The following is a 23,560-nucleotide window of genomic DNA, read 5'->3' as shown; positions in this document are numbered from 1 at the left end:
GGACCGCCGGGCTGGCGTGGCCCGGCGCCACCCGAGACCTCAGGCCGCAGCACCGCCCGCGTAGTACGACTCCATCGCGCGGGCCAGGAGCCAGGCGTCCTCGACGCCGCACAGCTCGCGCGCCGAATGCATGCTCAGCAGGCCGATACCCACGTCGACGGTGGTGATGCCCAGCCGGGTGGCCGTGATGGGCCCGATGGTGGAGCCGCAGGGCATCGAGTTGTTGGACACGAACGGCTGCGTCGGCACGTCGGCCCGGGCGCAGGCGTCCAGCCAGAGTGCGGCGCCCACCGCATCCGTGGCGTAGCGCTGGTTCGCGTTGATCTTCAGCAGCGGGCCGCCGTTGGCCTGCGGGTGGTTGATCGGGTCGTGGTGGCCCACATAGTTGGGGTGGACCAGATGCCCCGAATCCGCCGAGACACAGCTGGACCGAGCGAACATGGCGCGGGTGGCGTCCAGGCCCAGCCCGTAGCCGGCCGCGATCCGCTCCAGGACGTCCTGCAGGAGGGGCCCACCGGCGCCGGTGGTGGTGGCGGAGCCCACCTCCTCGTGGTCGAAGGCGACGAGGACGGACACGTCGGAGCCCACCTCCAGCGACTCGAAGGCCGTGAGGCCCGCGTGGGTGGAGGACAGGTTGTCCAGGCGACCCGAGGCGAAGAACTCCTCCTCAGCCCCGATCACGGCGGGCCGCTGGGTATCGAACAGGTACAGGTCGTGGTAGGCGACCTCCTCGGCCTCGACGCCCGCCAGCACCGCTAGATGCTCCTTCACGGGCTGCTTCAGGTCGACGGCGACCACGGGCTGCATGTGCTGCTGCTTGTCCAGCTTGAGCGCGTCGTTGACGCCGCGGTCCAGGTGGATGGCCAACTGTGGGATCCGGGCGATGGGTCCGCTCTTCACGAGGTGGCTCTGCCCATCACGGGTGACGAGGCGGCCGGCGATGCCGAGGTCGCGGTCCAGCCACGAATTGAGCAGCGGCCCGCCGTACACCTCCACGCCCACCTGGACCCAGCCCGCCGAACGAACCAGGTCACCCGGCTTGATCTTGAACGACGGCGAATCCGTGTGGGTGCCGACGATGCGGAACCCGGCGCCCTCGGCCAACTCATCGGGGGCGACCCAGGCGACAACGGCACCGTCGCGCTGGATGAACCGCTTGCCGGCGACGCCGTCGAAGGGCCGACGCGGGTCCAACTGCTCGAAGCCCGCCTCCCGCAGCCGCACTGCCATCGTGCTGGCCGCGTGATAGCTGGTGGGCGATGCGGTGACGAACTCCGCGAGATCTGCGATGTGGTCCTGGGCGGTGCTGAGCATGGCGTCAAACATAGCCCCAGCCCGATGGGCGTGCGACCAAGGGTGGCGCCGGGCCTCAGCCAGCATCCGTGCGACGGGGAAGCTGGCGAACCGGCGGGTCCAGCAGGGTCTGCTCAGACGAGAGCAGCGTGCGCTCCCGCTCGCGTAGGTCTTCGTAGTCGAGCATTTCCGTGACCGTCACCTGGCGGGTGGTCAACTCCACGCCCTTCAGCTCCGTGAGGTCTTCGGAGGCGACCTCGTAGTCGCGGAACCGGCGGGCCGACACCATGACGCGGCTCTCCAGCGCACCGACGGCGCTGTTGTAGTTCGTCACGGCGCTGCGCAGCGAATTGCCGAGCTTGTCGAAGTGCTTTCCGAGGGTGGCGAGCCGCTCGTAGAGTTCGCGGCCGAGTTTCGAGATCTCCCCGGCCGTCTCCGCGAGAGCCACCTGCTTCCAGCCGTTCGCCACGATCTGCAGCTGCGGGATGAGCAGCCCCGGCGAGGCGAGCACGACGTGCTTGCGCGTGGCGTAGTCATGCAGGTCAGGCAGCTGCTCCATGGCCAAGCGGTAGAACTCGTCCGAGGGCAGGTACAGCACGACGAACTCCGGCGAGCCCAGATCCAGCTGCCAGTAGTTCTTGCCGGCGAGTTGGTCGATGTGGGTCTTGACGTGCCGGGCGAAAGAGGCGAAGTGCCCCTTCTGGGCCTCTGGGTCTTCGGTGTTGTACGCCTCGAGCACCGCAGACAGCGGCACCTTTGCGTCGACGAAGATCACCTTGCCGGCGGGGAGGTTCACCCGCAGGTCAGGGCGGAACAGGCCGTCGTCGGAGGTGTAGCTCTGCTGGGTGTCGAAATCGCAGCGCTCCACGAGGCCGGAGATCTCGACGATGCGCTTGAGGCTGCTCTCCCCCCACGCTCCGCGCACCTGGGGGGTCCGCAGGGCCTGGCTGAGGCTGGTGGTCTCCTTGCGGATGGCCTCCCCCGACATGCGCACGGTGTTGACCTGCTCAGCCAGCTCAGCGGCCATCCGCACGCGGTCCTTCTCCACCGCCTGCAACTTTTCCTGCATCTGGCGCAGCCCGTCGGCCAGCGGGGCGACGAGTTGCTCCGTGGCCTTCATCCGCTGGTCCGCCACGACATCTGCGGCCTTGCCGTGCTTCTCCAGCGACTCCGAGGACAGCACCTTGAACTGGTTGAGGAGCACCTCGCGGTCTGCCGCCTGTTCCTTGGCCTTCTGGACCGCGGCGTCGCGCTCCGCCTCTGCCGCCGCCACGAGCGCCTGCACCCTGGCGGTCTCGCCCCGGGCCTCGGCCACCAACCGCTGGGCGTCCGCGGCGACGGCGCGCAGCTCGGCCTTGCCGGCGAGGACCTGGGCGATCTCCGCCTTGGCCATGGCAGCCTCCTCGCGGGCGCGGCTGGCGTCTGCCCGGGCCTGCGCGGAATCATCGCGGGCCTGCATCAACTGGCGCTGCTCCTGCTCACGGGCGGCCGCGTCTGAGGCGCCTGCGGCCGCGGTACTGCGGCGGCCCAGCAGAAAGCCGCCGACCAGGCCGAGGACGAGGGCGAAAAGACCGAAAAGGATGGCGAGTGCTTCCATGCCTCACAGCTAATCAGCCGCCTCAGACAAAACCTGAGTCCCACTCCGGGTATGCCCCAAAGGCCCCGCGATCCGGCCCTCCGGCGACGTCACCCACGTCCACGGTGACCGCAGAGTGACACAATGGTCCGGGTGAGCACACTGGCCGACCTTGCCGAGTCCATTCCCGACGCCGTCGAACGGCTGTCGGCCATCGTCACGCACACCCCCGTGCAGCTCAATGAGCGGCTGTCAGCCGCCACCGGCTCCGAGATCTGGCTCAAGCGAGAAGACCTGCAGCCCGTGCGCTCCTACAAGCTGCGCGGCGCCTACAACCTCATGAGCCAGCTCAACGAGGAGGAGAAGGCCGCCGGAGTCGTCTGCGCCTCGGCCGGTAACCACGGCCAGGGCGTCGCGTTCTCCGCCGCGGCCCTCGGCATCCATGCCACCGTCGTGGTGCCCCACCCCACGCCGCGCCAGAAGCGTGACCGGATCCAGAAGATCGGTGGCCAGTACGTGGACCTGGTGCTGCACGGCGCCACCTACGACGAGGCCTCGGAGGAAGCCGTCCGGCTCGCCAGCCAGGGCATGGTGCTCGTCCCCGCGTTCAACGACCCGCGCACCGCCGCGGGCCAGGCGACACTGATGGTCGAGGCGTTCGACCAGCTCGGCTTCGTCCCGGACGTCGTGGTGCTGCCCATCGGCGGCGGCGGCCTCGTCGCCGGCTGCTCGGCGTGGCTGCGCGCGGTACACCCGGACGTGCGGATCATCGGCGTCGAACCGGAGGGGGCGCCCTGCATGGCGGCCGCGATCTCTGCCGGGCGGCCCGTCACCCTCAACAACATCGACACCTTCGTCGACGGCGCGGCCGTGCGGCGGGCCGGCGACTTCACCTTCCAGGCCATCCGCGAGGCCCGCATCGAGCTGGCGCGCGTCCCCGAGGGCCAGATCTGCACCGAGATGCTGGACATGTACCAGACCGACGGCATCATCGCGGAGCCGGCCGGCGCCCTCGCCGCGGCCGCCCTCCCCACCGGCGGGGTGGGCCCGCGGGTGCAGATCCCGACGGGTTCCCGGGTGCTGGTGCTGGTCAGCGGCGGCAACAACGACGTCTCGCGCTACGCAGACGTGGTGGAGCGCTCGCTCATCCACGAGGGCCGCAAGCGCTACTTCCTGGTGGAGTTCCCGCAGCAGCCGGGCGCGCTGCGCATGTTCCTCGACTCCGTGCTGGGGCCCGAGGACGACATCGCCTATTTCGAGTACGTCAAGCGCAACAACAAGGAGACCGGTCCCGCGCTGGTGGGCGTCGAGCTGGGCAGCCCGGGCGACTACCGCTTCCTCCTCCAGCGCATCGACGAGTGCGGCATGAAGACCGAGGAGATCGCCTACGACTCCCCCTACTTCACCTTCCTGGTCTGACCAGACGGTCGTCCGGGCATAGAAAGGGCCGCCGGTCTCCCGGCGGCCCCCATTCTCAGCCTCAGTGCTTGACTGCGCGGCGCAGGTCCTTGCGTAGTTCCGGCGGCAGCGCGAACTGCAGCGTCTCCTCAGTCAGGCGCTCCTCGACAGCGACGGGGTAGCCCTGCTCCTCGAGGAACGTGAGCACGTCCTGCACCAGGTTGTCGGGTACGGAGGCGCCGGACGTGACGCCCACCGTCTCCACGCCGTCGAGCCATTCGGGTTTGATCTCGCTGTAGTTGTCGACGCGGTGCGAGGCCTTCGCCCCGGCCTCGAGCGCGACCTCCACGAGGCGCACGGAGTTCGACGAGTTGGCCGACCCCACCACGATCATCAGGTCGCAGCCGCCGCCGGCGATCTGCTTCACTGCGAGCTGGCGGTTCTGCGTGGCGTAACAGATGTCGTCCGACGGGGGGTCCATCAGGAGCGGGAACTTCTCCCGCAGCCGGCCCACCGTCTCCATGGTCTCGTCGACGGACAGGGTGGTCTGCGACAACCAGGCGACATTCGCGTCATCCGGCAGGTCCAGCCCGGCGACATCGTCGGGGTGCTGCACCAGGATGGTCTGCTCGGGCGCGTGGCCCATGGTGCCGTCCACCTCTTCATGGCCCTGGTGGCCGATGAGCAGGATGGTCTTGCCGTCCGTCGCGAAGCGCTTGGCCTCGTGGTGCACCTTGGTGACCAGCGGGCACGTGGCGTCGATGGTTTTCAGACCGCGCTCGGCCGCCTCCGACTTCACCGCCGGGGAGACGCCGTGCGCAGAGAACACCACGGTGGAACCCGGCGGCACCTCTTCGAGTTCCTCGACGAAGATCGCGCCGCGCGCCTGGAGGTCCTCGACGACGTGGCGGTTGTGCACGATCTCCTTGCGCACGTAGACGGGTGAGCCGTACAGGTCGAGGGCCTTCTCAACGGTGATCACGGCGCGGTCCACGCCCGCGCAGTAACCGCGGGGCGCAGCGACAACGACTCGTTTGGTGGCAGTCATGCCTCTTAGTCTAGGTGAAATAGGAAATACCCCCGCTTCGGTAGCCTGGGCCCATGAAATCGCCTCAGCTGCACGCCGTCGGATTCGACTTCACCTCCATGGAGGCGCTCACCAAGGCTGCGTTCGACGGTGGGGTCAGGGGCGTCAACAAGGCGCCTGGCTTCGCCCTGATCGGCGCCTACACCGACCCGAGCGGCGCCCGGGTGGCCTTCGTGCAGCGCAAGGGGCAGGCGGTCAACGTGTCCGCAGGGCTCCGCTCGGACACGCGGTACCGGGCCCAGGTGATCCGGTTCACGGACCTCCTGGCGCGCGTCGCCGTGTACTCGCAGGGCGAGGGCGGCGAGCTGCTCACCCAGTTCCTCGCCATGGTCGACGACCCCATCGCCTACGAGCAGCACGACCTCGCCCCCGGCGGCGGCTTCTCGATCATCCAGGAACTGCAGGTGGGCGCGCTGGCCATGGACGTGCTGGTGTTCGCCGACGAAGAGGCGTTCAAGGCCTCCGACGCCGCCCGCGTCGGCTCGATGCTGATGGAGCCGCGCTCCATGGTGTCGCCGTCGCTCATGGGGTTGCAGGCCTCCTCCATCACCACCGAGGAGGCGGGGCCCACCCTGCTGTTGGGCGCCGTCGTCGAGGATGTTGAGGTGCGCCGCAACGAGCTGACGAAGACCGACTTCCAGTACGTGCGGGCAGCCAGTGTCATCGACCTCACGGTCGCCGTCCCCATGGAGCACCCCGTCGAGCCGGGCAACGTGATCCACGGCACGTTCTACGCCACCGTCAACGCCGGTACCTGGGACCGCAACGCCGGCGCCCACTAGGGTTGCCCGCATGGCACTGACCAGCTCCCCGGAACAACCGCAGCCGCTGGGCCGCGTGATCGGGGCGGTCAAGGACTGGGTGAACCGGTGCGGGGAGATCTGGGTCGACGCCCAGGTGGTGGAGATCAAGCGCCGCAACGCCCCCACCCAGTTCATGACGTTCCGCGACCGGATCGCCGACATGTCCTGCCAGGTCACCGCCTCCACCCTGGTGCTGGACGCCGCCGGTCCCATCCCGGAGGGCTCCCGCGTGACGGCCCGGATCCGGCCGCGCGTCTGGGACCGCAACTCGACGCTGAGCTACGAATGCCTGGAACTCCGTGTCGCCGGCGAGGGTCGCCTCCTGGCGCAGCTCGAACAACTCAAGCGCAAGCTCCAGGCTGAGGGCCTGTTCGAGGCCCACCGCAAACGCCGCCTCCCGCTGCTGCCACGCGTGATCGGGCTGGTCACCGGCAAGAACTCCGACGCGGAGCGCGACGTCATCACCAACGTTGAGCGACGCTGGCCCGGCGCCCACCTCCGGGTGCGGCACGCGCTGGTGCAGGGCGTCAGCTCGGCGGAATCCGTCATGACGGCGTTGGCCGCCCTGGACGCCGACCAGGAGGTCGACGTCATCATCATCGCCCGCGGGGGCGGCTCCCTGGAAGACCTGTTGAGCTTCTCCGATGAGGGGCTCGTGCGGGCGGTCCACGCGGCCCGCACGCCGGTGATCACGGCCATCGGGCACGAGCGCGACTTCCCGCTCGTCGACTTCGTGGCGGACTACCGGGCCTCCACCCCCACGGACGCGGCCAAGCACGTGGTGCCGGACCACGCGGCGGAGCAGGCCGGTGTCGCCCAGGCTCTCCAGCGGCTGCACCGCGCCGTCGACGGTGTGCTCACCCACCAGCAGCAGGTGCTGGACGCGCTGCGCTCGCGCCCCGTCATGGTGGACCCCACCAGTGCGTTCGACGCCCACGTCGAGCGGGTGTCGCTGCTGCGCCACCGTCTGGAATCTGCCATCGGCCGCCGGCTCCGCGATGAGGAATCAGACCTCCGGGCAGCCGTCAGCACCATCCGGGCGCTCTCCCCCAAGCGGACGCTGGAGCGCGGGTACGCCGTTCTGGTGGACGAGGCCCACGCCTCGGTGTCCAGCATCGCCGACACCACCGTCGGCGCCCGCATCCACGCCTACCTGGCCGACGGGGAACTGGCCCTCGATGTCGCCCGGGTCACGCCCGAACCGACGTCCTGAATGTATCGAAGGGAGCCACACGATGGCTGACGAGAAGCTGACCTATGAGCAGGCCCGCGACGAACTGGTCGCCGTGGTCGGCAAGCTGGAATCCGGCGGCGCGTCGCTCGCCGATTCGATGGCGCTGTGGAAGCGCGGCGAGGAACTGGCGAAGATCTGTCAGGAGTTCCTCGACGGCGCGAAGGAGCAGGTGGCCAAGGCCCGCGAATCCGGCTGAGCGGCCTATCGCTCCACGAGGGTGGAGGTGAAGGCCTCGAGTTCCGGGAAGTCGGTGTCCGCCGAGACCACCGTCGTCACGCCGTCCTGCTCGTTGACCAGGCTGCGCGTACGGCCGTCCTTGCTCTCGTAGCGGGACCAGTCACGGCCGGCGAGCCTCGTCTCCTCGCCGATCTCGTTGCCCTCGCGGGTGCCGCTGCGTACCAGCTCCCGGGCGGACTCGTCGCGCTGCAGGACGCCGTAGTAGATCTCGTCCGGTGAGAGGTATCCCACCTGCCACGAGTTACCTACCGCGGGCTCCGTGGTGATCCACGGCTGGCCCTTCTGGGCCCAGGCGGCGCGGACCGGGACCCAGCCCGCCCCTGGGTGGTCGGCCACCAGCACCGGGAACGGCGACTCCGCCTCCGCCCGGGTGATGAAGGGGCCCAGATCGATGGGTTCGACCTCCTCCTTTGGCGTGGAGGTGAAGAAGATGATGACCAGCAGCACCGGAACAGCGATGACCGCCAAGGAGATGATCATGTCCCTACCGCGGGCCTTCGGGTTGCGAGCCATGCGCGCCACCCTACCCAGCCGCCGCCTCCGACAGCCACCTGCGCCCAGCCGCACGCGCCGAGCCACCCCGGGCTGGGTGAAGTTGTGCAGCTAGTCCGCTGCACAACTCACACCTGCCGGGCCGCCGGACGTCGCAATGCCCTCGACCGGACGACGCGGGGATCAGCGCCCGAAGCGACGCTCGCGCTGGGCGTAGGCCCGCAGCGCGCGGACGAAGTCGACGCGGCGGAAATCCGGCCACAACGCCTCGCAGAAGTAGAACTCGCTGTGCGCCGACTGCCACAACAGGAAGCCCGAGAGCCTCTGCTCACCGGAGGTACGGATGATCAGATCGGGATCCGGCTGACCCTTCGTGTAGAGGTGTTCGGAGATCTCGTCGATCTCCAGCGTCTGCGCCACCTCTTCCAGCGTGGCGCCCTGTGAAGCCTTCTCGGCGAGCAGGGAGCGCACGGCGTCGCGCAGTTCGTGGCGGCCGCCGTAGGCGACGGCTACGTTGACCACCATGCCGGCGATGTCCTCCGTCGACGCGGAGGCCGCGCGCAACGACTGGGCGCACTCGTCATCCAACAGGTCAAGGGCTCCCACCACCTGCACGCGCCAGCGCTTCCGGGCTGCGAGGTCGCGCACGAGGTCCTGGATGACCTGCAGCAGCGGGGCGAGCTCCGCCTCCTCACCACGGCTGAGGTTCTCGGTGCTGAGCACCCACAGCGTGATGACCTTGATGCCGGCGTCCTCGCACCACTCCACGAACTCGCGGAGCTTGGCCGCGCCCGCCCGGTAACCGGCGACGAGGGGCTCACCGGGTGCGTTCATCCGGGCCCACCGACGGTTACCGTCGGCGAGGACGGCCACGTGTTGGGGGAGCGACGCCTTGTCCAGCTTGTCCAGCACGCCGCGCTCGTAGGTGGCGTACAGCCATTTGGGCGGCCACCACCGCTCGCTGAGCGGGCGCGCAAGTGACATGCGAGAAGCCTAGGGCATCGCGTCAAGGGCCCGGCAGGTACGCCTCCGCGAACCAACCCCGCAGGTGTCCTACAGATGACGTGACCCCGCCAAAGGAGGGGGCGACCCCATCTGGAGGACGGCCAGCGCGTCTGCCGGGCGACGCCGACGCTCGAGTGATGGAATCGTGTTGGAAATGGGCGCGCAACGCGTTAACCTACGGTTGCGTAAGTTACGGAAGCGTAGGTCTGACCATGAACGACTCCTCCACCGTCGAAGCAGGCACCGGAACCACCCCGCAGCCGAGCGAACGGCCCAGGGCGGAAGCCCCCATCCAGGGCGGCGAGCCGCCAAGGACGGCGGGCACGAAGCCGAAGCTGCGGGGATGGCTGCATCTGGGGATGTCGCCCATCGTCTTCATCGTCGGCCTGGCGTTCACCACCTTCGCACCGGACCTCACGGCCCGTATCGGCGCCGCCGTCTACACGCTGGCCGCAGTGCAGCTCTTCGGCACCAGCGCCGTGTACCACCGCGGGAACTGGTCCGACAGGACCAACGCCATCTTCCGCCGCATCGACCACTCCAACATCTTCGTGTTCATCGCCGGCACCTACACCCCCCTGACGCTCGCGCTGCTGGACGGCAGCTCCCGCTGGGCCCTGCTGATCCTGATCTGGTCCATCGCCGTGCTCGGCGTGCTGTTCCGCGTCACGTGGTTGTCGGCGCCCCGCTGGCTCTACACGCTGCTCTACGTGGCCATGGGGTGGGCGGCGGTCGGCTGGCTCAACCAGTTCTGGGCAGAGGGCGGCCCCGCAGTGGTCCTGCTGCTGCTGGGCGGCGGGCTCGTCTACTCGGTGGGGGCGCTCGCCTACGGGACGAAGCGGCCGCAGCTGTCGCCCACCTGGTTCGGTTTCCACGAGGTGTTCCACGCCTGCACGATCATCGCCGCCGTGCTGCACGCGGTCGCCATCGGGCTGGCCATTTTCTGATCCCCGTGCCACCTGCCGCCGGTAGATTGGCTCCATGACGGACCTCTTTCCCACCAGCTGGAATCATGCAGTGGTCGTCGTCGCGCATCCCGACGACCCGGAGTACGGCATCGCAGCTGCCGTGGCCAGGTGGACGCGCGAGGGGAAGCAGGTCACCTACCTCCTGGCCACCAGCGGCGAGGCCGGCATCCAGGGGATGTCGCCGGCCGAGGCCGGCCCGCTCCGCGAGGAGGAGCAGCGCCGCGCGGCCGCCCATGTGGGCGTCAGCCGGCTGATCTGGCTCGACCTCCCCGACGGCAGGCTGGCAGACACCCCCGGGCTCGCCGACGCCCTCCGGCACGCCACCGAGTCCCATCCCATCGATCTGGTCATCTCCACCTACCGGGGCCCCGAGTGGGAACCCGGCATGCCCAACCAGGCCGACCACATGGCCGTCGGGGAGGCCACCATCGAGGCGATCGAGGGCAGGAACGTCTGGCATTTCGAGAACGGCCCCGGCCCGACGCACCACCTGGTGGTCACGGACGACGACGTGCAGGCCGCCGTCCGGTCGCTCGCGGAGCACCAGGTCTACCTGGCGGTGCTCGACCCGACCACCGACGTGTGGACGCAGGCCGAGGCGGTGGTGAGCCGCAGCATCGACACCGGGCACGGAGAGAACCGAGTCCAGTTCAGGCTCGTTTCCGCACCGGCGCGGGAATCTTAACCACACCGTTGTCATTCGGGGTCTTCCCGTTGCCCCACCGGCACGTTACTGTCTAGCCATGGAGAATCGCTCCATCATCGAAGATCCGGTCCCCTGACCTCAGGACGGGGGCAGGCAAGAGCGTCGCCCCCGCGAAGGGAGCAAACGTGCTCAACCTGTCAGACCAGCAGACTTCCCCCACCGCTGCGCAGCCCATCACGGCCATCAAGACCTACGTCGTCGACACCTCCGTCCTCCTTTCAGACCCGAAGGCGATGTTGCGCTTCAAGGAGCACAACGTCATCCTGCCGATCGTGGTCATCACGGAGCTCGAAGCCAAACGCCACCACCCCGAACTGGGCTTCTTCGCCCGTTCAGCACTTCGCCTCCTCGACGATCTCCGCGTCGAACACGGCCGTCTCGACACCCCGCTGCCCACCAACGACCAGGGCGGAAACCTGCGGGTCGAGTTGAACCACAGCAACGAGGAAGCGCTCCCGCCCGGTTTCCGCCTCGGCGACAACGACACCCGCATCCTCGCCGTCGCGCTCAACTACGCCAACGAGGGCCACGACGTGGTGCTGGTCACCAAGGACGTGCCGCTGCGGGTGAAGGCAGCGGCCGTGGGGCTCGCCGCAGAGGAGTACCGCAACGACCTGGCGGTCCACACCGGGCACACGGGCATGGCGGAGGTCGCCGTCACCTCTGAGGACGTCGATTCCCTCTACTCCGGCGGCGTGCTCACCACAGCGGCCGCAGACGACATCTGCGTCCACTCCGGCGTGGTGGTCAATGCCCCTGGTTCGTCGGCGCTGGCCCGCAAGTTGCCCAACGGGGACCTGAAGCTCATCAAGCACGACCGCGAGGTCTTCGGCCTCCGCGGCCGCTCCGCAGAGCAGCGGGTGGCACTCGAGATCCTCATGGACGACACCATCGGCATCGTCTCCCTGGGCGGCCGGGCGGGCACCGGCAAGTCGGCGCTGGCGCTCTGCGCGGGCCTCGACGCCGTGCTGGAGCAGCGCAAGTACACCAAGGTGATGATCTTCCGGCCGCTCTACGCGGTGGGCGGTCAGGAGCTCGGCTACCTCCCGGGCAGCGCGGAAGAGAAGATGCAGCCCTGGGGCCAGGCGGTGTTCGACACCCTTTCGGCGGTCACCAACAAGTACGTCATCGACGAGTTGCTCGAACAGGACATGATCGAGGTGCTGCCGCTGACCCACATCCGCGGCCGGTCCTTGCACGACGCGTTCATCATCGTGGACGAGGCCCAGTCGCTGGAGCGCAACGTCCTCCTGACGGTGTTGTCCAGGGTCGGCCAGAACTCGCGTGTGGTGCTGACGCACGATGTCGCCCAGCGGGACAACCTCCGGGTGGGTCGCCACGACGGAGTGGTCGCCGTGATCGAGAAGTTGAAGGGCAATCCCCTCTTCGCGCACGTCACCCTGACCCGCTCCGAGCGTTCGCAGATCGCCGCGCTGGTCACCGACATGCTCGAGGTCGACTCACTCGGCTGACGGTCACCCCGGCACAGGCAGGAATTCGGAGGGAGACTTCGGCCACATCGCCCGCATGGAGCGGGATGTGGCAGGAATCTCCCTCCGAATTTCCGGTGACGGTCCCCTACTCGGCGCGGATGGCGGCCAGCGGGCTGAGTTTCATCGCGCGCTGCGCCGGAAGCACGCCGGCGACCGTACCGATCAGCGTGGCGAAGCCGACGGCCCCCACCATCAACCACACGGGGATGATCGACACCTGGCCGCCCTCGGCACCGGTGACCATCTGCGATCCCAGGGTGGCGTTCAGCACCGCGGAGACGCCCAGCGACAACAACAGCCCGATGAGGCCGCCGAAGAAGCCGATGCTCGAAGCCTCGATCAGGAACATCTTGCGGATGTCACCGAGGGCGGCTCCCATCACCTTCATGATGCCGATCTCCCTGGTGCGCTCGTAGACGCTCATCATCATCGTGTTGGCGATGCCGATGGCCGCCACCAGCAGCGAGATGAAACCGATGCCGCCGAACACCGCCTGGATGATCAGCCCCTGTTCCTGCGACTGCCGGATCCACTCGATCTCCGCATATGCCTGATAGCCCTGGTCCCGCAGCGTGTTGAGCACCGCCTCCGCGTCCTCCGGGCTGTCCGTCAGCACCTTGAACTCGGTGTAGATGAAGTCCTTGCCCAGCGGCTTCCCGTCCGATGTGGCGGGCTGGTTCGGCAACGCCTTACCCGGCATCGCCTTCCGTAGCCACTCGATCATGCCGTCGAGATCCGCCCACACCGACGTCGAGTACGGCCCCCACTGGTCTTCCGCGAGGTCGCTGTGGAGTTCGCCGATGACAGGCAGGATGTGCCGCTTCGCAGGTTTCGGGGGCGCCGCCGGGTCGTCGCCGGGCGCCGGGGCGCCGTCGATCGGCACGGGGCCGTACTCCCCCCAGGTGGCGACCGTGCCGAAGAGGGTCTGGGTCCTGAAGTCGATGTCCATGGGCATGCCGGTCATCGGGTCCCAGAACTGCTCGTCCACCCTGTCGCCCAGCAGCAGGCCGAACGTGCCCCGCTGCGGCATTTCGCCCCATGCGAGCTCGAGCTCCATCTCCGGGAAGGCTTCGGCTGGGAGGCCCTGGATCTGGAGGTACTGCTTGGTGGTGCCGACGCTGATCTCCAGGTCGGCCAGGTACACGGGCCACACGGCAGTCGCACCCGGCGTCGACGCCAGGAAGGTGCGCATGGCCTCGTTCATCTTGGTGGGCCCGCCGACGCCCACCTGTTCGGGCGCCGGGGCCCCGTTCACGGACACCTGGCGCAGGTTGATGTTCTGGAACTGGGCCGTGAAACTCGACGAGAGCCCTACCCCCAGCGACACCATCACGATCACCGCGGTGGTGCCGATGAGCACGCCCAGCACCGTCAGCGACGTGCGGAACAGTCGCTGACGCAGGCTCGCGAAGCTCGTCGCGAGGAGATCGGACCAACGCATCGAGGACTCAGCGGACTTCCGCGCCGATGAGCGGGTCGCCGAGTGCCGCCAGCGACTCCATGTCCTCCGTCTCGGCGCGCCTGCGCCGGCGACGCCGGACCACGAGCAACGCCATGATCAGGAACAGCAGGAGCAGGCCGCCGCCGACGAGCACCGGGATCCAGGGGAAACCCGCGCCCTCCTCCGGCATGGGCTCCTCCCACTGGCCCGGCTCCTCCATCGGCATGGGTGCCATCACGGCGACCTCGAGGGTCTTGTCCATGGTGCTCACGTTGCCGTCGACGTCCTCATAGGACACGGTGACGGTCACGGGCCCGGCGGCCTCCTCCACCGCCTGCACCGTCATGTCGACGGCTCCGCTGGCCCCGGCGTCGACAGTGCCGACGAACACCTCTTGGCCGACGATGGGCTGGCCCTCGGCGATGGAGGCCTTGGCGTTGTAGAGCTTGGTCTTGCCCTGATTGAAGATGCTGAAGGTCAGCGAGGCGTCCTGACCCATCGTCAACTGCGGCGGCAGCAACTGCGGGGCCGACGCGTCGGCGCGGATGTTCTGCTTGACCTGGATGGAGACCGTCTCCTGGGCCGAGTAGGCGTTGGCCTGGCTGTCCTCGTACTCGATGCTGATCGTCAGCTGGTACGGCTTCTCCTCCAGGGAGGGCAGCGAGTGGAAGTTCATCGTGCCTGACTCGATCTGGTCGGCGCCGATGCGGCTGAGGTACAGCGACGACGAGCCGTTGGCCGGCAGGAAGGCCGCGTCGGCCGACGTCAGCGTGACCTTCATGTTCTGCACGCGCGTCTTCGTGGAGGTGTTGCGCAGCGTGAAGGTGACCTGGAAGTCGTCGCCGGCCTGCACCTCCGCCGGGTTCGTCGTGAACCCCGACAGGATGACGCGCGGGGTGGACACGCCCGGCACGACGACGGGAGGCGCGGGTGGTTCGCCCACCGGCGCACCCTCGGTGCCGCCGTCGCCCAGCACGCCACCGTCCGTGGTGGGGTCCCCCGCCGCGCTGGCGAGCGGGATGAGGCTCAGGCTGGACACCATCATCAGCACGAGCATGAGGCGGTGGATCATCTTCATGGCGCGACCTTCTGGGTAGTGACGACGGGGCCCGTCTGGGCGTGTTCCGTCTGGGAGATGTCGGTGATGCGGCCGTCCCCGATGCTGATGATCGTGTCGGCGAACGAAGCGAGGTGGTGGTCGTGGGTGACCATGATCCACGTTTGCTGGAAGCGCTGGATGACGGCGCGGAAGAGGCGCAGCGTCTCTTCCGAGGTGCGCGAATCAAGGTTGCCGGTGGGCTCATCGGCGAAGACGAGGGTGGGCTGGACGGCCATGGCGCGGGCGATGCCGACGCGCTGCTGCTGGCCGCCGGAGAGCTGGCTCGGTTTGTGGTGGAGGTGCCCGGCGAGCCCGAGTTGCGTGAGGATCGCCCGGGCGCGGGCCTGCCGGGTGCGCTTCGGGATGCCCCGGAAACTCAAGGGCATCGCGACGTTGTCGAGGGCGGTGAGCGACTGCAGCAGGTTGAACGACTGGAAGATGAAGCCCACCTGCTCGCGGCGGTAGGTGACCAGTTGGGACTCGCTGAACCTGTGCAGCGGTTGGCCGGCGACGAACACCTCGCCCGCCGTCGGCTTCTCGAGGCCGCCGAGCATGTTCAGCAGCGTCGACTTGCCAGAACCGGAGGTGCCCACGACGGCGGTGAAGCTGCCCCGCGGGATGGTGAGGTTGACCCGGTTCAGGGCGACCACCCGGGAGTCGCCGACGCGGAAGATCTTGCTCAGGTCACGCGTCTGCACGAGGGGTTGGCCGACGTCCGGCAGCGGCGGCCGCTGTGTCTTCGGTGGCACCAGGCACCCCCCTTGTGTCGTGGTACAAGAAACATAGCGGTCCCCGTCGTCGACGCTGCCCCGACCCGGGAGAAGGACGCAGTGCCGAGCACCGAGCGGAAATGTCAGACGCCGGCCCTACCGTGGAAACACAAGCCAATAACGGGGGCAAGGAGGACGGCTTTGAATACTGAGAACATCCTGGACCTACGCGATGCGATCGCGGGTCTGCTACGTGAGGTGCACGGCACCGATGACAGCAAGGTCATCGATCTGGTCTGGGGGTACTACCAGATGGCCTCGGACGGGGACGACCTGATCATTGAGATCGAGTCCAACTCCTACATCGACGACGAGGACGTGCAGCTCACCGAGGAACAGTGCGCAGCGCTGGAACAGTTGGGCTTCACCCGCCCTGATGACGGCATGCCGAACTGGTGGATCGGCATCGAGGGCGGCCGCGAGGAGGACATCGAGGCCGCTGCCCTGGCCACGGCGCGGGGCCTCGTCGAGGTCCTCGGCCACGACCTGCCCGGGGCGCTCGCCGCCTCCCTGGCCTGGCGCCCCCAGCGGGCGTTCCACGTCTCGCGGGACCGGGCCGCGGGCCTGCTCGTCGGCACCGCCGTCGGGGATGCGCTGGGCGCCGGCTACGAGTTCGGGCCCACGCTCGCCCCGGATGCGCCGGTGGGCATGATCGGCGGCGGGCTGGGCGATTTCGCCCCCGGCGAGTGGACGGACGACACGTCGATGGCGGTGTGTATCGCGCACGTCTTCAACCAGCGGATGGATCCCCGCACGGCTCAGGCCCGCGACGCCATCGCCACGAACTTCGGGGCCTGGCTCGCCAGCAACCCGCCGGACGTGGGTGTCCAGACCCGCGCCGTCATGCGCATGGCAGACGCCGGGTACGCCGACGACCTGACGCAGGCGGCGCGGCAGTACTTCGCCGCCAATCCCACCCGCAGCGCGGGCAACGGTGCCCTCATGCGCACGGCCCCCGTCGCGCTGTTCGACACCACGCCGCTCATCGTGGCGAGCGTGGCACGGCGCATCGCGGAGTTGACGCACGCAGACCCCATCGCGGGCGACGCGTGCGTGATCTGGTCGATCGCCATCGCCCACGCCGTCCAGCTGGAGAACTTCGACGGCGTGCGGGAGGCGCTCCTCTACATCCCGAAGGAGCGCCGCAACTACTGGGCGGAGCGCCTCGACGAGGCGGAGACGCTGCCCCCGGCCACGTTCTCGAAGAACGGCTGGACGGTGCACGCGTTGCAGGCGGCCTACGCCGCCATCGTGCAGACGCCGGTCCCCGAGGATGACCCGGCTGATCACTTCCGCCTGGCGTTGGAGAACGCGGTCAGGGTCGGACACGACACAGACACCGTCGCGGCCATCGCGGGCGGGCTGCTCGGCGCCCGGTGGGGCTACTCGGCCATTCCCCTGGAGTGGACCAGACGCCTCCACGGCTGGCCGGGGCTCCGCGCGAAGGACCTCAAGGAGATGGCCGCGCAGATCTTCCCCGCCGATTACACCGTGCAACCGGGCCTGGACAACTTCTTCCAGCACCCGCTCGACAGCGGCCTCTTCGTGGGCGGCTACCGCGCCGGATCCACGCCACCTGAGGGCATCGACGCGGTGGTCTCGCTCTGCCGGCCCTCGGACGCGGACGAGCTGGCCAAGGGGATCGCGCCGGACAACCGCATCGAGGTCTGGCTGTCAGACCGCGGTTACGAGGACAACCCGCACCTCGAGCATGTGCTCACGGAGGCTGCCCGCATGGTGGCCACTCTGCGGGCCGAGGGGCTGACGGTGTTGATCCACTGCGTGTCCGGGCAGTCGCGGACCCCCACGGTGGCGTCCCTCTACGCCGCTGAGGCGCTGGGCGTGCCTGCCGCCGAGGCGCTGCGGGCGCTGCAGGAGATTCATCCGAACGCTCAACCGAATCCGACATTCCTGGAAATCATCCGCCGACACACCGTCTGAAACGAACATCCGACACGCCCTCAGGATGACGCGACCCCACCTCGCGGTTTATCGTGAAGACGGCGATCCAAAGATCGCCGTTGCGGGAGGAAGCGGCATGCGGCACACGGAGCAATTGAAGGAACTTGAATTCACCCCGTCGAAGGTCAAGGTGACAGACTGGGACCTCCGCATTCCGATAGCTCCAAAGGCCGGTCCGTTCTGCCAGCTTGTGGTGGAGCCGTCCACGGCCGCCGGCCCCGGTCTTTTCGCCTGGGTTGTGGCCGACAAGGTGGTTTACCTCGGCCACACGGATGATTTGGCCAGCGTCTCGAACACGCACGGCGATTACTCCGTCGTCTCTCCGTCCACCACGGACGGTGGCCCCGCCAAGATCAACAACCTGATGAACGCGGCCCACAAGGCCGAACACCGAGTCTCGTGGTGGTGGCGTCAGGAGATCACGGCAGACGACGCGGCCCAGGCCGCCGAAGGCCTTGTGGCAGAACTGGATCCCATGGGCAACAGGTTGACCCGTCCCAAGGCAGCCCCGGTGAAGGCTCAGGCCCCGGCAGCGGCAGCAGCCACGCGGGCCCCCCGTGCGGCGGCAGCGCCGAAGGCAAAGGCTCCCGTCAAGTACGACGCCGAGCGCGTCACCCCGACGGGCCTCGTCTGCCCGTCGTGCTTCATCCGGGTGTCGCTGGCCACGCGGTGGTGCGACGACTGCGAGATCCTGGTCGCCAGCTAACCCCCTTCCCACCCTCGGTCGGCGCTGTCGGGCACCATTCTCTGCTGGAGCGGACTAGCCTGGAAGCCACACGAGCACGCTGTGACGAGGAGTGGCCATGGAGATCCTGTACACGACCAACAACGAGTTCGGCCAGGCAGTCTTCGCACGGCGCGATGAGGCCCACCAAGTCGCCCGCATCCGCCGGGCGCTGAACAACGCCACCACCTGGGCGGAGTTCAAGGAACTGATGGACCCGTACGAGTACCAGTACCTGGTCGAGAAGAACCTGGGCATGAAGATGGACGACATCGATCTCGCGGAGCCGTTCAGACCTGATGCCATCCCCGGAGTGGCGGACCGCTACTACCCCACCTGGCTGCAGGCGCGGATGTTGGAGTGGTTCCCCAAGTCGCTGATCCTCAAGTACGACGGTGACATCACCTCGCTCCGGGGTGACGCCCTCGTGCTGCCCGGCGAGTACGCCGACGAGGTGGCTGACGACCTGCGCTCGGAGGGCTACACCGTCGCCCATACCGACCTGTCGTTCCTGTAACCAGCCAGTGGTGGCAGGCCGGTCGGCCGGCCGCCACCGATCAGTGCAATGAAGCGTCTGCCGCGCCGAGCGACCATTCGTGGAAGCGCACCGTCAAGCCCGCACGCTCAGGCGCACAGGTGAACGGACCGGCCTGCACCTCCGCGTCGGCCGGGAACGCGGCGAGCCTGACCAGGCTCAGTTCCCCACCGTCGAGGCCCGCACGGACGGTGATCGCGTCGCCGGCGCGCGACAGCCGCACCCGGACCCTCTCCCCCCGCCACTCGTCGACGGGCGCCGTCGACCAGTCGGAGAGCGAGTTGGTGACCACCGCACCCACCGTGGGGTGGCCATCGGCGAACTCCATGCCGGCCTTCACCCAGGCCTCGGGGCCGGCGGTGAGGAAGATGCCCGCCTGATCGAACTGCTCGTCGAAGTCGGCGGTGAAGACCACCTCCATCGCGGAGTCCTGGGGAAGGGGCGCGACGAGGGCGTGCGCGTTGTAGCGCTCGAACCCGTAGGAGGTGATGCGCCAGGCGTCAGACTTCTCGGCTGCCGTGACCAGGAGGTCAGTGCCGTCTTCGCGGGCCTCCACCGGCGCGGTGGTCCAGGTGCCGTCGTTCCAGTTCAAGCGCTGCATCGTCGCTGCCTCCGTGAGCAATTGGATGGGGTCACGCGCGGTTTCGCACAGATCCCCCGGCGTGTCGCATCACGACCCTATCCAATTGCTCACGGCGGGGAGCCAAAGCAGTGTCAGACGCGGGACCAGAGCGGCGTCTTGAGGTCGTTGTAGTCATCGACCGGGTCGAAGCAGACGGTGCCCCGGCAGACGTAGACGAACCCGCCGGGTCGCTGCTCGAAGTGCGACCCCCACCCCTCGGCGCCCTCTGGGGCCGTGACCACATAGGACCCCGCCGGGGCGAGGCGCCAGGACGCGCGGGCCAGTTCGCCGAACGGGTCGTCGCTCACCACGACGGCGACCGCGGGCTTGAGGCCACGCCGCGCCTCGTCGGAGACCAGTAGGTCTGCCAGCGACGCGCCGGCGAACCGCGGGTGCTCGGCCACGCTCGCCCAGGTGGTGCGGGCGGCGCGGTCTGCGCGCTCGCTGAAGTCCGGACGTTCAGCCAACTGTGCCACCACGCGCAGCGCGGCGATCAGAGCAGAGGTGCCGCTGGGCGACACGTTGTCGGTGAGGGAACGCGGGCGCTCGAACAGGCCGGTGTCGACGGAGTCGTAGAACCCGCCGTCGGCGTGGCTGAAGAGCTCGTCGGCCCGCTCCAGGACCGCCTCCGCCCTGCGCAACCACGCGGAGTCGCCGGTGGCTCCGGCCAGGAGCGCGAAGGCTTCCGCCACCGCGCCGAAGTCCTCGGCGCCACCGACGGCGGCGTCAGCCGCCCCGTCGCGCGAGGTGCGGCGCAGCTCACCGTCGACCAGATGCACCTCGGCCAGGTACTCCGCGGCGCGGATCGCGAGTTCCAGCCAGCCCCTCTCGCCGAAGATCATCGCGCCGCTGACCAGCGAGGAGATCATCCAGCCGTTCCAGGCGGCGACCACGATGTTGTCCGACGCGGGCCGGAAGCGCGTCTCGCGCTCTTCAAGCAGCTTGCCGGCGACCTCGTCGAGGCGCGCGTAATCCGGCCGGCCACGCAACTGCAGCGTGGAGAGGCCGTCCTCGAAGGTGCCGCCCTTGGTGACGTGGAAGACGTCTGCGGCCCAGTCACCGAGCTCGGCGCCCAGCGCGTCGACGAGCAGCTCGGGGTTCCAGAGGTAGAAGATGCCCTCGTGCACCGCGCCGCGGATGTCACAGGAATCCGCATCCAGGGCGGAGATGAACGCGCCCTGCTCGCTGACCATCTCCCGCTCAAGCCATTCGACGATGCCGTACGCGGTGCGCTCGAACAGCGCGCGCAGGCCACCGTCGTGATCTGCGGTGCGACGCCAGCCGCGCACGTAGGTGCCCAGCAGGAGCGCGTTGTCGTACAGCATCTTCTCGAAGTGCGGCACCACCCAGCCCGGGTCCACCGAGTAGCGGTGGAACCCGCCGCCCACCTGGTCGTAGATGCCGCCGCGGGCCATGTGCTCCAGGCTGCGCTGCGCGATCTCGAGGGACCGCGGGTCACCCTTGACCAGCAGCGCGTCCAGCAGCGTGGGGTTGGGGAACTTCGGCTGGATGCCGAACCCGCCGTGGATCACGTCGAAGGCGGCCTCGACGTCGTCGATCGCCTTGCGCAGATCCGGCGCCTCCCCCGCGACGGTCTCCGCGCGGGAGGACAGCACGTTGACGAGGTACTCGGCCGAGCCGCGCACCTTGTCGCGACGGTGGTGCCACGCGTCGGCCATCGACTCCAGCACCTGCCGGAACGACGGCATGCCGGGGCCCGCCTCCGGCGGGAAGTAGGTGCCGGTGAAGAAGGGCTTGCCCTCGGGCGTCAGGAAGGCGGTCATGGGCCAGCCGCCCGAACCGTTGTTCATCGCCTGGGTGGCCGTCATGAACACAGCGTCGACGTCGGGGTGCTGCTGGCGGTCCACCTTGATGGCCACGAAGTGGTCGTTGATGTAGTCGGCGACCTCAGGGTCGTCGAACGACTCGTGGCTCATCACGTGGCACCAGTGGCACGACGCGTAACCCACCGACAGCAGGATGGGGCGCTCCAGTTCACGCGCGCTGCCCAGCGCTTCGTCTGACCATTCCCACCAGTCGACGAGTTGGTGGGAGTGCTGGCGGAGGTAGTCGCTGGACGACTGGGCAAGGCGGTTGACCATAGTCCCCAAGGGTATCTGGTGCGCCCCCGGGCCCCATCTGGCGGGTCCTGGCTGTTGCCCCGTCGGACACAATGGGGGCATGAGCGAAACCCGCACCACCCGTTCCCCACTGGCCGCCGCCCTGCTCGTCGTGGGAGGAATGCTCGCCGTGATGTGGGCGCTTGAGATCCTCGACGCGGTGACGCTCAACGCGCTCGACTCCTATGGCATCGAGCCGCGCGAGGTCTCGGACCTCCCCAACATCGTGTGGGCGCCCCTCCTGCACTTCGGGTGGGCGCACCTCATCAGCAACTCCGTGCCGTTCCTGGTGCTGGGCGTGCTGACCTACCTCTCAGGGGCGATCCGCTGGGTGGTGACAACCGTCGTGAGCGCCGTCGTCTCCGGACTCACCGCCTGGCTGCTCTCGGCCGCCGGCACCATCACGGCGGGCGCGTCCGGCGTGATCTTCGGCTACCTCACCTACCTGCTCGTGCGCGGCATCTTCACGCGGAAGATCTCGCAGATCCTGATCGCCGTGGTGGTGTTCGCGCTGTACGGCACCGTGCTGCTGGGGGTGCTCCCCGGCGCGCCGGGCGTCAGTTGGCAGGCCCACCTGGGTGGTGCAGCCGGCGGCGTGATCGCGGCGTACCTGCTCCACTCGAAGGCCTCGCGCGTCAGATCATGAACTCCGGCACCAGCGTCTCAGGCCGCAGGCCAGCGAACAGGTCGTCCTCCGGGATCATCGTGGGCACCTTCGACACGACGAGCTGGTAGTCCTCGGTGGGCCAGCCCATCTGCTGGATGGCCAGCGGGACGGCGAACCACGGGCCGTCGGGGTCGATCTGGGTGGCGTGGGCCTTGAGCGCCTCGTCGCGGACGGGGAAGTAATCGGCGCACGGCACGAACGTGGTGAGCCGGCCGTAGGAGTACGGGTCGTTGTCACGGGTGGGCACGCTGTATTCCAGGCCGTGCTCGTGCATGGCGGCCTCGAGTTGCTCGAAACGCTTCCGGTGGAAACTCATGTGGTAGTACAACTTGGCTGCCTGCCAGGGCGTGCCGTGCTCGGGCCACTGGTACGGATCGGCCGCCGCTCGGAAGGCCTCGACGGTGATCCGGTGGCACTGGATGTGATCTGGGTGCGGGTAGCCGCCCTGCTCGTCGTAGGTGGTCACCACGTGGGGGCGGAAGCTCCGGATGATCCGCACCAGCCGGCCCGCCGCCACCTTCGGGTCCTCGAGCGCGAAGCAGCCTTCGGGCAGCGGCGGGAGGGGGTCTCCCTCCGGGAAACCGGAGTCGACGAACCCCAGCCACACCTGCTGGATGCCGAGGATGTCGCGGGCCCTGGCCATCTCGTCGCGGCGGATCTCCGCGATGTTGTGCTCGACGTCCGGATCACCGGCGAGCTTCGGGTTCAGGATCGAGCCACGCTCACCGCCGGTGCAGGTGGCCACCATCACCTCGACGCCCTCGGCCACGTACTTCGCCGTGGTGGCAGCGCCCTTGCTCGACTCGTCGTCTGGGTGGGCGTGGATGTGCAACAGCCTCAGTTGGGGAGCGGCGGCGGTGGACATGGACTGTATTGTGCCCTCCCCCGGATCGGCACCATGCCCGTCTCAGGGCACAATGGGTGCCGTGACCACCGACGAAGCCCGCATCAAGGCCCGCTACCCCAAGGCGGGCCCCGCCGACTACCTGCTGGGAGGTCTCGCCGCCGCTGCCGTGCTGACGGCCATCCTGCTCGCCGTGTTGTCCGGGGTGCGCAACTCCAACCCCGACGTCGTCGCGATGATCCGCAGCTTCGAGGTGTCGTCGGCCACGGAGATCACCGCCGAGGTGGTCGTCCAGCGCAAGGACCCGTCGGAGGCTGCGGAGTGCCGGATGTACGCCCAGGCGGAAAGCTACGAGACGGTCGCCGAGCGCATCGTTCAGGTGCCACCGGGCACTGACAAGCTCACGAACATCGACGTGACCCTCACCACGGTGAAAGAAGCAACCGCCATCAGAATCGAAGGCTGCCGCCTGGTCGGCTGATAG

23 protein-coding genes are annotated in these 23,560 nt (G+C 68.6%); 12 read left to right on the top strand and 11 right to left on the bottom strand.

Features of this window, described 5'->3' with window-relative positions; translation table 11 throughout:
• Positions 1 to 39: 39 nt before the first annotated feature.
• Entirely contained in the window at positions 40 to 1,314 is a 1,275-nt protein-coding gene (locus tag ACX1DX_RS14380) for a M18 family aminopeptidase (RefSeq protein ID WP_459397128.1), read from the bottom strand.
• A 55-nt stretch (positions 1,315 to 1,369) separates the two neighbouring features.
• A complete protein-coding gene (locus tag ACX1DX_RS14375; RefSeq protein WP_245244109.1) occupies positions 1,370 to 2,890 on the bottom strand; it encodes a DNA recombination protein RmuC in 1,521 nt (506 codons plus the stop codon).
• A gap of 123 nt (positions 2,891 to 3,013) precedes the next feature.
• Between ACX1DX_RS14375 and ilvA the strand changes: the two genes are divergently transcribed.
• Entirely contained in the window at positions 3,014 to 4,288 is a 1,275-nt protein-coding gene (gene ilvA / locus ACX1DX_RS14370; protein WP_182762102.1) for a threonine ammonia-lyase IlvA, read from the top strand.
• Between the two features lie 61 nt (positions 4,289 to 4,349).
• On the opposite strand, the gene ACX1DX_RS14365 is transcribed toward ilvA, so the two are convergent.
• Complete coding sequence (locus ACX1DX_RS14365) at positions 4,350 to 5,315, bottom strand: 4-hydroxy-3-methylbut-2-enyl diphosphate reductase (RefSeq protein WP_459397127.1); 966 nt, start codon at positions 5,313 to 5,315, stop codon at positions 4,350 to 4,352.
• A gap of 53 nt (positions 5,316 to 5,368) precedes the next feature.
• On the opposite strand from ACX1DX_RS14365, the gene ACX1DX_RS14360 reads away from it, so the two are divergent.
• The 3 genes from ACX1DX_RS14360 to ACX1DX_RS14350 are packed head-to-tail and all read left to right on the top strand — an operon-like array spanning position 5,369 to position 7,587.
• Positions 5,369 to 6,136 carry a hypothetical protein gene (locus tag ACX1DX_RS14360; RefSeq protein ID WP_076059855.1) on the top strand — a complete coding sequence of 256 codons (768 nt, stop codon included), beginning with the start codon at positions 5,369 to 5,371 and terminating at the stop codon, positions 6,134 to 6,136.
• A 10-nt stretch (positions 6,137 to 6,146) separates the two neighbouring features.
• Positions 6,147 to 7,370: an exodeoxyribonuclease VII large subunit gene (gene xseA / locus ACX1DX_RS14355; RefSeq protein ID WP_459397126.1), complete on the top strand. Its 1,224-nt coding sequence runs from the start codon at positions 6,147 to 6,149 to the stop codon at positions 7,368 to 7,370.
• Between the two features lie 22 nt (positions 7,371 to 7,392).
• Positions 7,393 to 7,587, top strand: a complete 195-nt coding sequence (locus tag ACX1DX_RS14350; protein ID WP_182766065.1) for an exodeoxyribonuclease VII small subunit — start codon at positions 7,393 to 7,395, stop codon at positions 7,585 to 7,587.
• Between the two features lie 5 nt (positions 7,588 to 7,592).
• On the opposite strand, the gene ACX1DX_RS14345 is transcribed toward ACX1DX_RS14350, so the two are convergent.
• Both ACX1DX_RS14345 and ACX1DX_RS14340 read right to left on the bottom strand, forming a co-directional pair.
• Entirely contained in the window at positions 7,593 to 8,141 is a 549-nt protein-coding gene (locus ACX1DX_RS14345; protein WP_459397125.1) for a DUF4245 domain-containing protein, read from the bottom strand.
• A gap of 162 nt (positions 8,142 to 8,303) precedes the next feature.
• Entirely contained in the window at positions 8,304 to 9,104 is an 801-nt protein-coding gene (locus ACX1DX_RS14340; RefSeq protein ID WP_459397124.1) for an isoprenyl transferase, read from the bottom strand.
• Positions 9,105 to 9,337: 233 nt separating this feature from the next.
• Here ACX1DX_RS14340 and trhA point away from each other — a divergent pair, with 233 nt between their 5' ends.
• The 3 genes from trhA (at position 9,338) to phoH2 (ending at position 12,271) form a co-directional block, all read left to right on the top strand.
• Entirely contained in the window at positions 9,338 to 10,072 is a 735-nt protein-coding gene (gene trhA, locus ACX1DX_RS14335; protein ID WP_459397123.1) for a PAQR family membrane homeostasis protein TrhA, read from the top strand.
• Between the two features lie 34 nt (positions 10,073 to 10,106).
• Positions 10,107 to 10,778, top strand: coding sequence for a PIG-L deacetylase family protein (locus ACX1DX_RS14330; RefSeq protein WP_459397122.1), 672 nt, complete (start codon positions 10,107 to 10,109; stop codon positions 10,776 to 10,778).
• 155 nt (positions 10,779 to 10,933) lie between these two features.
• Complete coding sequence (phoH2, locus tag ACX1DX_RS14325) at positions 10,934 to 12,271, top strand: RNA 5'-3' helicase PhoH2 (RefSeq protein WP_076060178.1); 1,338 nt, start codon at positions 10,934 to 10,936, stop codon at positions 12,269 to 12,271.
• Between the two features lie 106 nt (positions 12,272 to 12,377).
• Here the strand turns inward: phoH2 and ACX1DX_RS14320 are convergent, their stop codons facing one another.
• From ACX1DX_RS14320 to ACX1DX_RS14310, 3 genes are read right to left on the bottom strand one after another with little or no spacing between them, the layout of a single operon-like run.
• Positions 12,378 to 13,733, bottom strand: coding sequence for an ABC transporter permease (locus ACX1DX_RS14320; protein ID WP_459397121.1), 1,356 nt, complete (start codon positions 13,731 to 13,733; stop codon positions 12,378 to 12,380).
• 7 nt (positions 13,734 to 13,740) lie between these two features.
• Positions 13,741 to 14,811, bottom strand: coding sequence for a COG1361 S-layer family protein (locus tag ACX1DX_RS14315; protein WP_076059872.1), 1,071 nt, complete (start codon positions 14,809 to 14,811; stop codon positions 13,741 to 13,743).
• A complete protein-coding gene (locus tag ACX1DX_RS14310; RefSeq protein ID WP_233120700.1) occupies positions 14,808 to 15,581 on the bottom strand; it encodes an ABC transporter ATP-binding protein in 774 nt (257 codons plus the stop codon). Before ACX1DX_RS14310 ends, ACX1DX_RS14315 begins: the two co-directional genes overlap by 4 nt.
• A 162-nt stretch (positions 15,582 to 15,743) precedes the next feature.
• On the opposite strand from ACX1DX_RS14310, the gene ACX1DX_RS14305 reads away from it, so the two are divergent.
• The 3 genes from ACX1DX_RS14305 to ACX1DX_RS14295 all read left to right on the top strand — a co-directional run bounded on the left by ACX1DX_RS14305 (position 15,744) and on the right by ACX1DX_RS14295 (position 18,805).
• On the top strand, positions 15,744 to 17,543 hold the full coding sequence (locus ACX1DX_RS14305) for an ADP-ribosylglycohydrolase family protein (RefSeq protein ID WP_459397120.1): 1,800 nt from the start codon (positions 15,744 to 15,746) through the stop codon (positions 17,541 to 17,543).
• A gap of 97 nt (positions 17,544 to 17,640) precedes the next feature.
• Positions 17,641 to 18,270, top strand: a complete 630-nt coding sequence (locus tag ACX1DX_RS14300) for a hypothetical protein (RefSeq protein WP_182762122.1) — start codon at positions 17,641 to 17,643, stop codon at positions 18,268 to 18,270.
• Positions 18,271 to 18,367: 97 nt separating this feature from the next.
• Positions 18,368 to 18,805, top strand: coding sequence for a hypothetical protein (locus ACX1DX_RS14295; protein ID WP_182762124.1), 438 nt, complete (start codon positions 18,368 to 18,370; stop codon positions 18,803 to 18,805).
• A 40-nt stretch (positions 18,806 to 18,845) separates the two neighbouring features.
• Here the strand turns inward: ACX1DX_RS14295 and ACX1DX_RS14290 are convergent, their stop codons facing one another.
• On the bottom strand, positions 18,846 to 19,424 hold the full coding sequence (locus tag ACX1DX_RS14290; RefSeq protein ID WP_459397119.1) for a DUF1349 domain-containing protein: 579 nt from the start codon (positions 19,422 to 19,424) through the stop codon (positions 18,846 to 18,848).
• 113 nt (positions 19,425 to 19,537) lie between these two features.
• Entirely contained in the window at positions 19,538 to 21,547 is a 2,010-nt protein-coding gene (locus tag ACX1DX_RS14285; RefSeq protein ID WP_459397118.1) for a thioredoxin domain-containing protein, read from the bottom strand.
• A 130-nt stretch (positions 21,548 to 21,677) separates the two neighbouring features.
• Here ACX1DX_RS14285 and ACX1DX_RS14280 point away from each other — a divergent pair, with 130 nt between their 5' ends.
• Positions 21,678 to 22,211 (top strand): rhomboid family intramembrane serine protease, encoded by a 534-nt coding sequence (locus tag ACX1DX_RS14280; RefSeq protein WP_459398226.1) that lies wholly within the window; start codon positions 21,678 to 21,680, stop codon positions 22,209 to 22,211.
• On the opposite strand, the gene mca is transcribed toward ACX1DX_RS14280, so the two are convergent.
• Entirely contained in the window at positions 22,201 to 23,097 is an 897-nt protein-coding gene (mca, locus tag ACX1DX_RS14275) for a mycothiol conjugate amidase Mca (protein ID WP_459397117.1), read from the bottom strand. The genes ACX1DX_RS14280 and mca overlap by 11 nt on opposite strands.
• Positions 23,098 to 23,158: 61 nt before the next feature.
• Between mca and ACX1DX_RS14270 the strand changes: the two genes are divergently transcribed.
• The gene (locus tag ACX1DX_RS14270) at positions 23,159 to 23,557 is read left to right on the top strand and encodes a DUF4307 domain-containing protein (protein WP_076059933.1); all 399 of its coding nucleotides are present in this window, start codon (positions 23,159 to 23,161) and stop codon (positions 23,555 to 23,557) included.
• Positions 23,558 to 23,560: the final 3 nt, after the last annotated feature.

The organism is Tessaracoccus zhenghani (genome assembly GCF_054552775.1).
Note: the sequence above shows the minus strand (reverse complement) of the source record. Positions and strands in the feature narration are given on the sequence as shown.

Coding starts and splice junctions, on each gene's coding strand:
- ACX1DX_RS14380 (WP_459397128.1), bottom strand. CDS start 1,314: ATGCTCAGCACCGCCCAGGACCACATCGCAGATCTCGCGGAGTTCGTC.
- ACX1DX_RS14375 (WP_245244109.1), bottom strand. CDS start 2,890: ATGGAAGCACTCGCCATCCTTTTCGGTCTTTTCGCCCTCGTCCTCGGC.
- ilvA (WP_182762102.1), top strand. CDS start 3,014: ATGGTCCGGGTGAGCACACTGGCCGACCTTGCCGAGTCCATTCCCGAC.
- ACX1DX_RS14365 (WP_459397127.1), bottom strand. CDS start 5,315: ATGACTGCCACCAAACGAGTCGTTGTCGCTGCGCCCCGCGGTTACTGC.
- ACX1DX_RS14360 (WP_076059855.1), top strand. CDS start 5,369: ATGAAATCGCCTCAGCTGCACGCCGTCGGATTCGACTTCACCTCCATG.
- xseA (WP_459397126.1), top strand. CDS start 6,147: ATGGCACTGACCAGCTCCCCGGAACAACCGCAGCCGCTGGGCCGCGTG.
- ACX1DX_RS14350 (WP_182766065.1), top strand. CDS start 7,393: ATGGCTGACGAGAAGCTGACCTATGAGCAGGCCCGCGACGAACTGGTC.
- ACX1DX_RS14345 (WP_459397125.1), bottom strand. CDS start 8,141: ATGGCTCGCAACCCGAAGGCCCGCGGTAGGGACATGATCATCTCCTTG.
- ACX1DX_RS14340 (WP_459397124.1), bottom strand. CDS start 9,104: ATGTCACTTGCGCGCCCGCTCAGCGAGCGGTGGTGGCCGCCCAAATGG.
- trhA (WP_459397123.1), top strand. CDS start 9,338: ATGAACGACTCCTCCACCGTCGAAGCAGGCACCGGAACCACCCCGCAG.
- ACX1DX_RS14330 (WP_459397122.1), top strand. CDS start 10,107: ATGACGGACCTCTTTCCCACCAGCTGGAATCATGCAGTGGTCGTCGTC.
- ACX1DX_RS14320 (WP_459397121.1), bottom strand. CDS start 13,733: ATGCGTTGGTCCGATCTCCTCGCGACGAGCTTCGCGAGCCTGCGTCAG.
- ACX1DX_RS14315 (WP_076059872.1), bottom strand. CDS start 14,811: ATGAAGATGATCCACCGCCTCATGCTCGTGCTGATGATGGTGTCCAGC.
- ACX1DX_RS14300 (WP_182762122.1), top strand. CDS start 17,641: ATGCGGCACACGGAGCAATTGAAGGAACTTGAATTCACCCCGTCGAAG.
- ACX1DX_RS14295 (WP_182762124.1), top strand. CDS start 18,368: ATGGAGATCCTGTACACGACCAACAACGAGTTCGGCCAGGCAGTCTTC.
- ACX1DX_RS14290 (WP_459397119.1), bottom strand. CDS start 19,424: ATGCAGCGCTTGAACTGGAACGACGGCACCTGGACCACCGCGCCGGTG.
- ACX1DX_RS14285 (WP_459397118.1), bottom strand. CDS start 21,547: ATGGTCAACCGCCTTGCCCAGTCGTCCAGCGACTACCTCCGCCAGCAC.
- mca (WP_459397117.1), bottom strand. CDS start 23,097: ATGTCCACCGCCGCCGCTCCCCAACTGAGGCTGTTGCACATCCACGCC.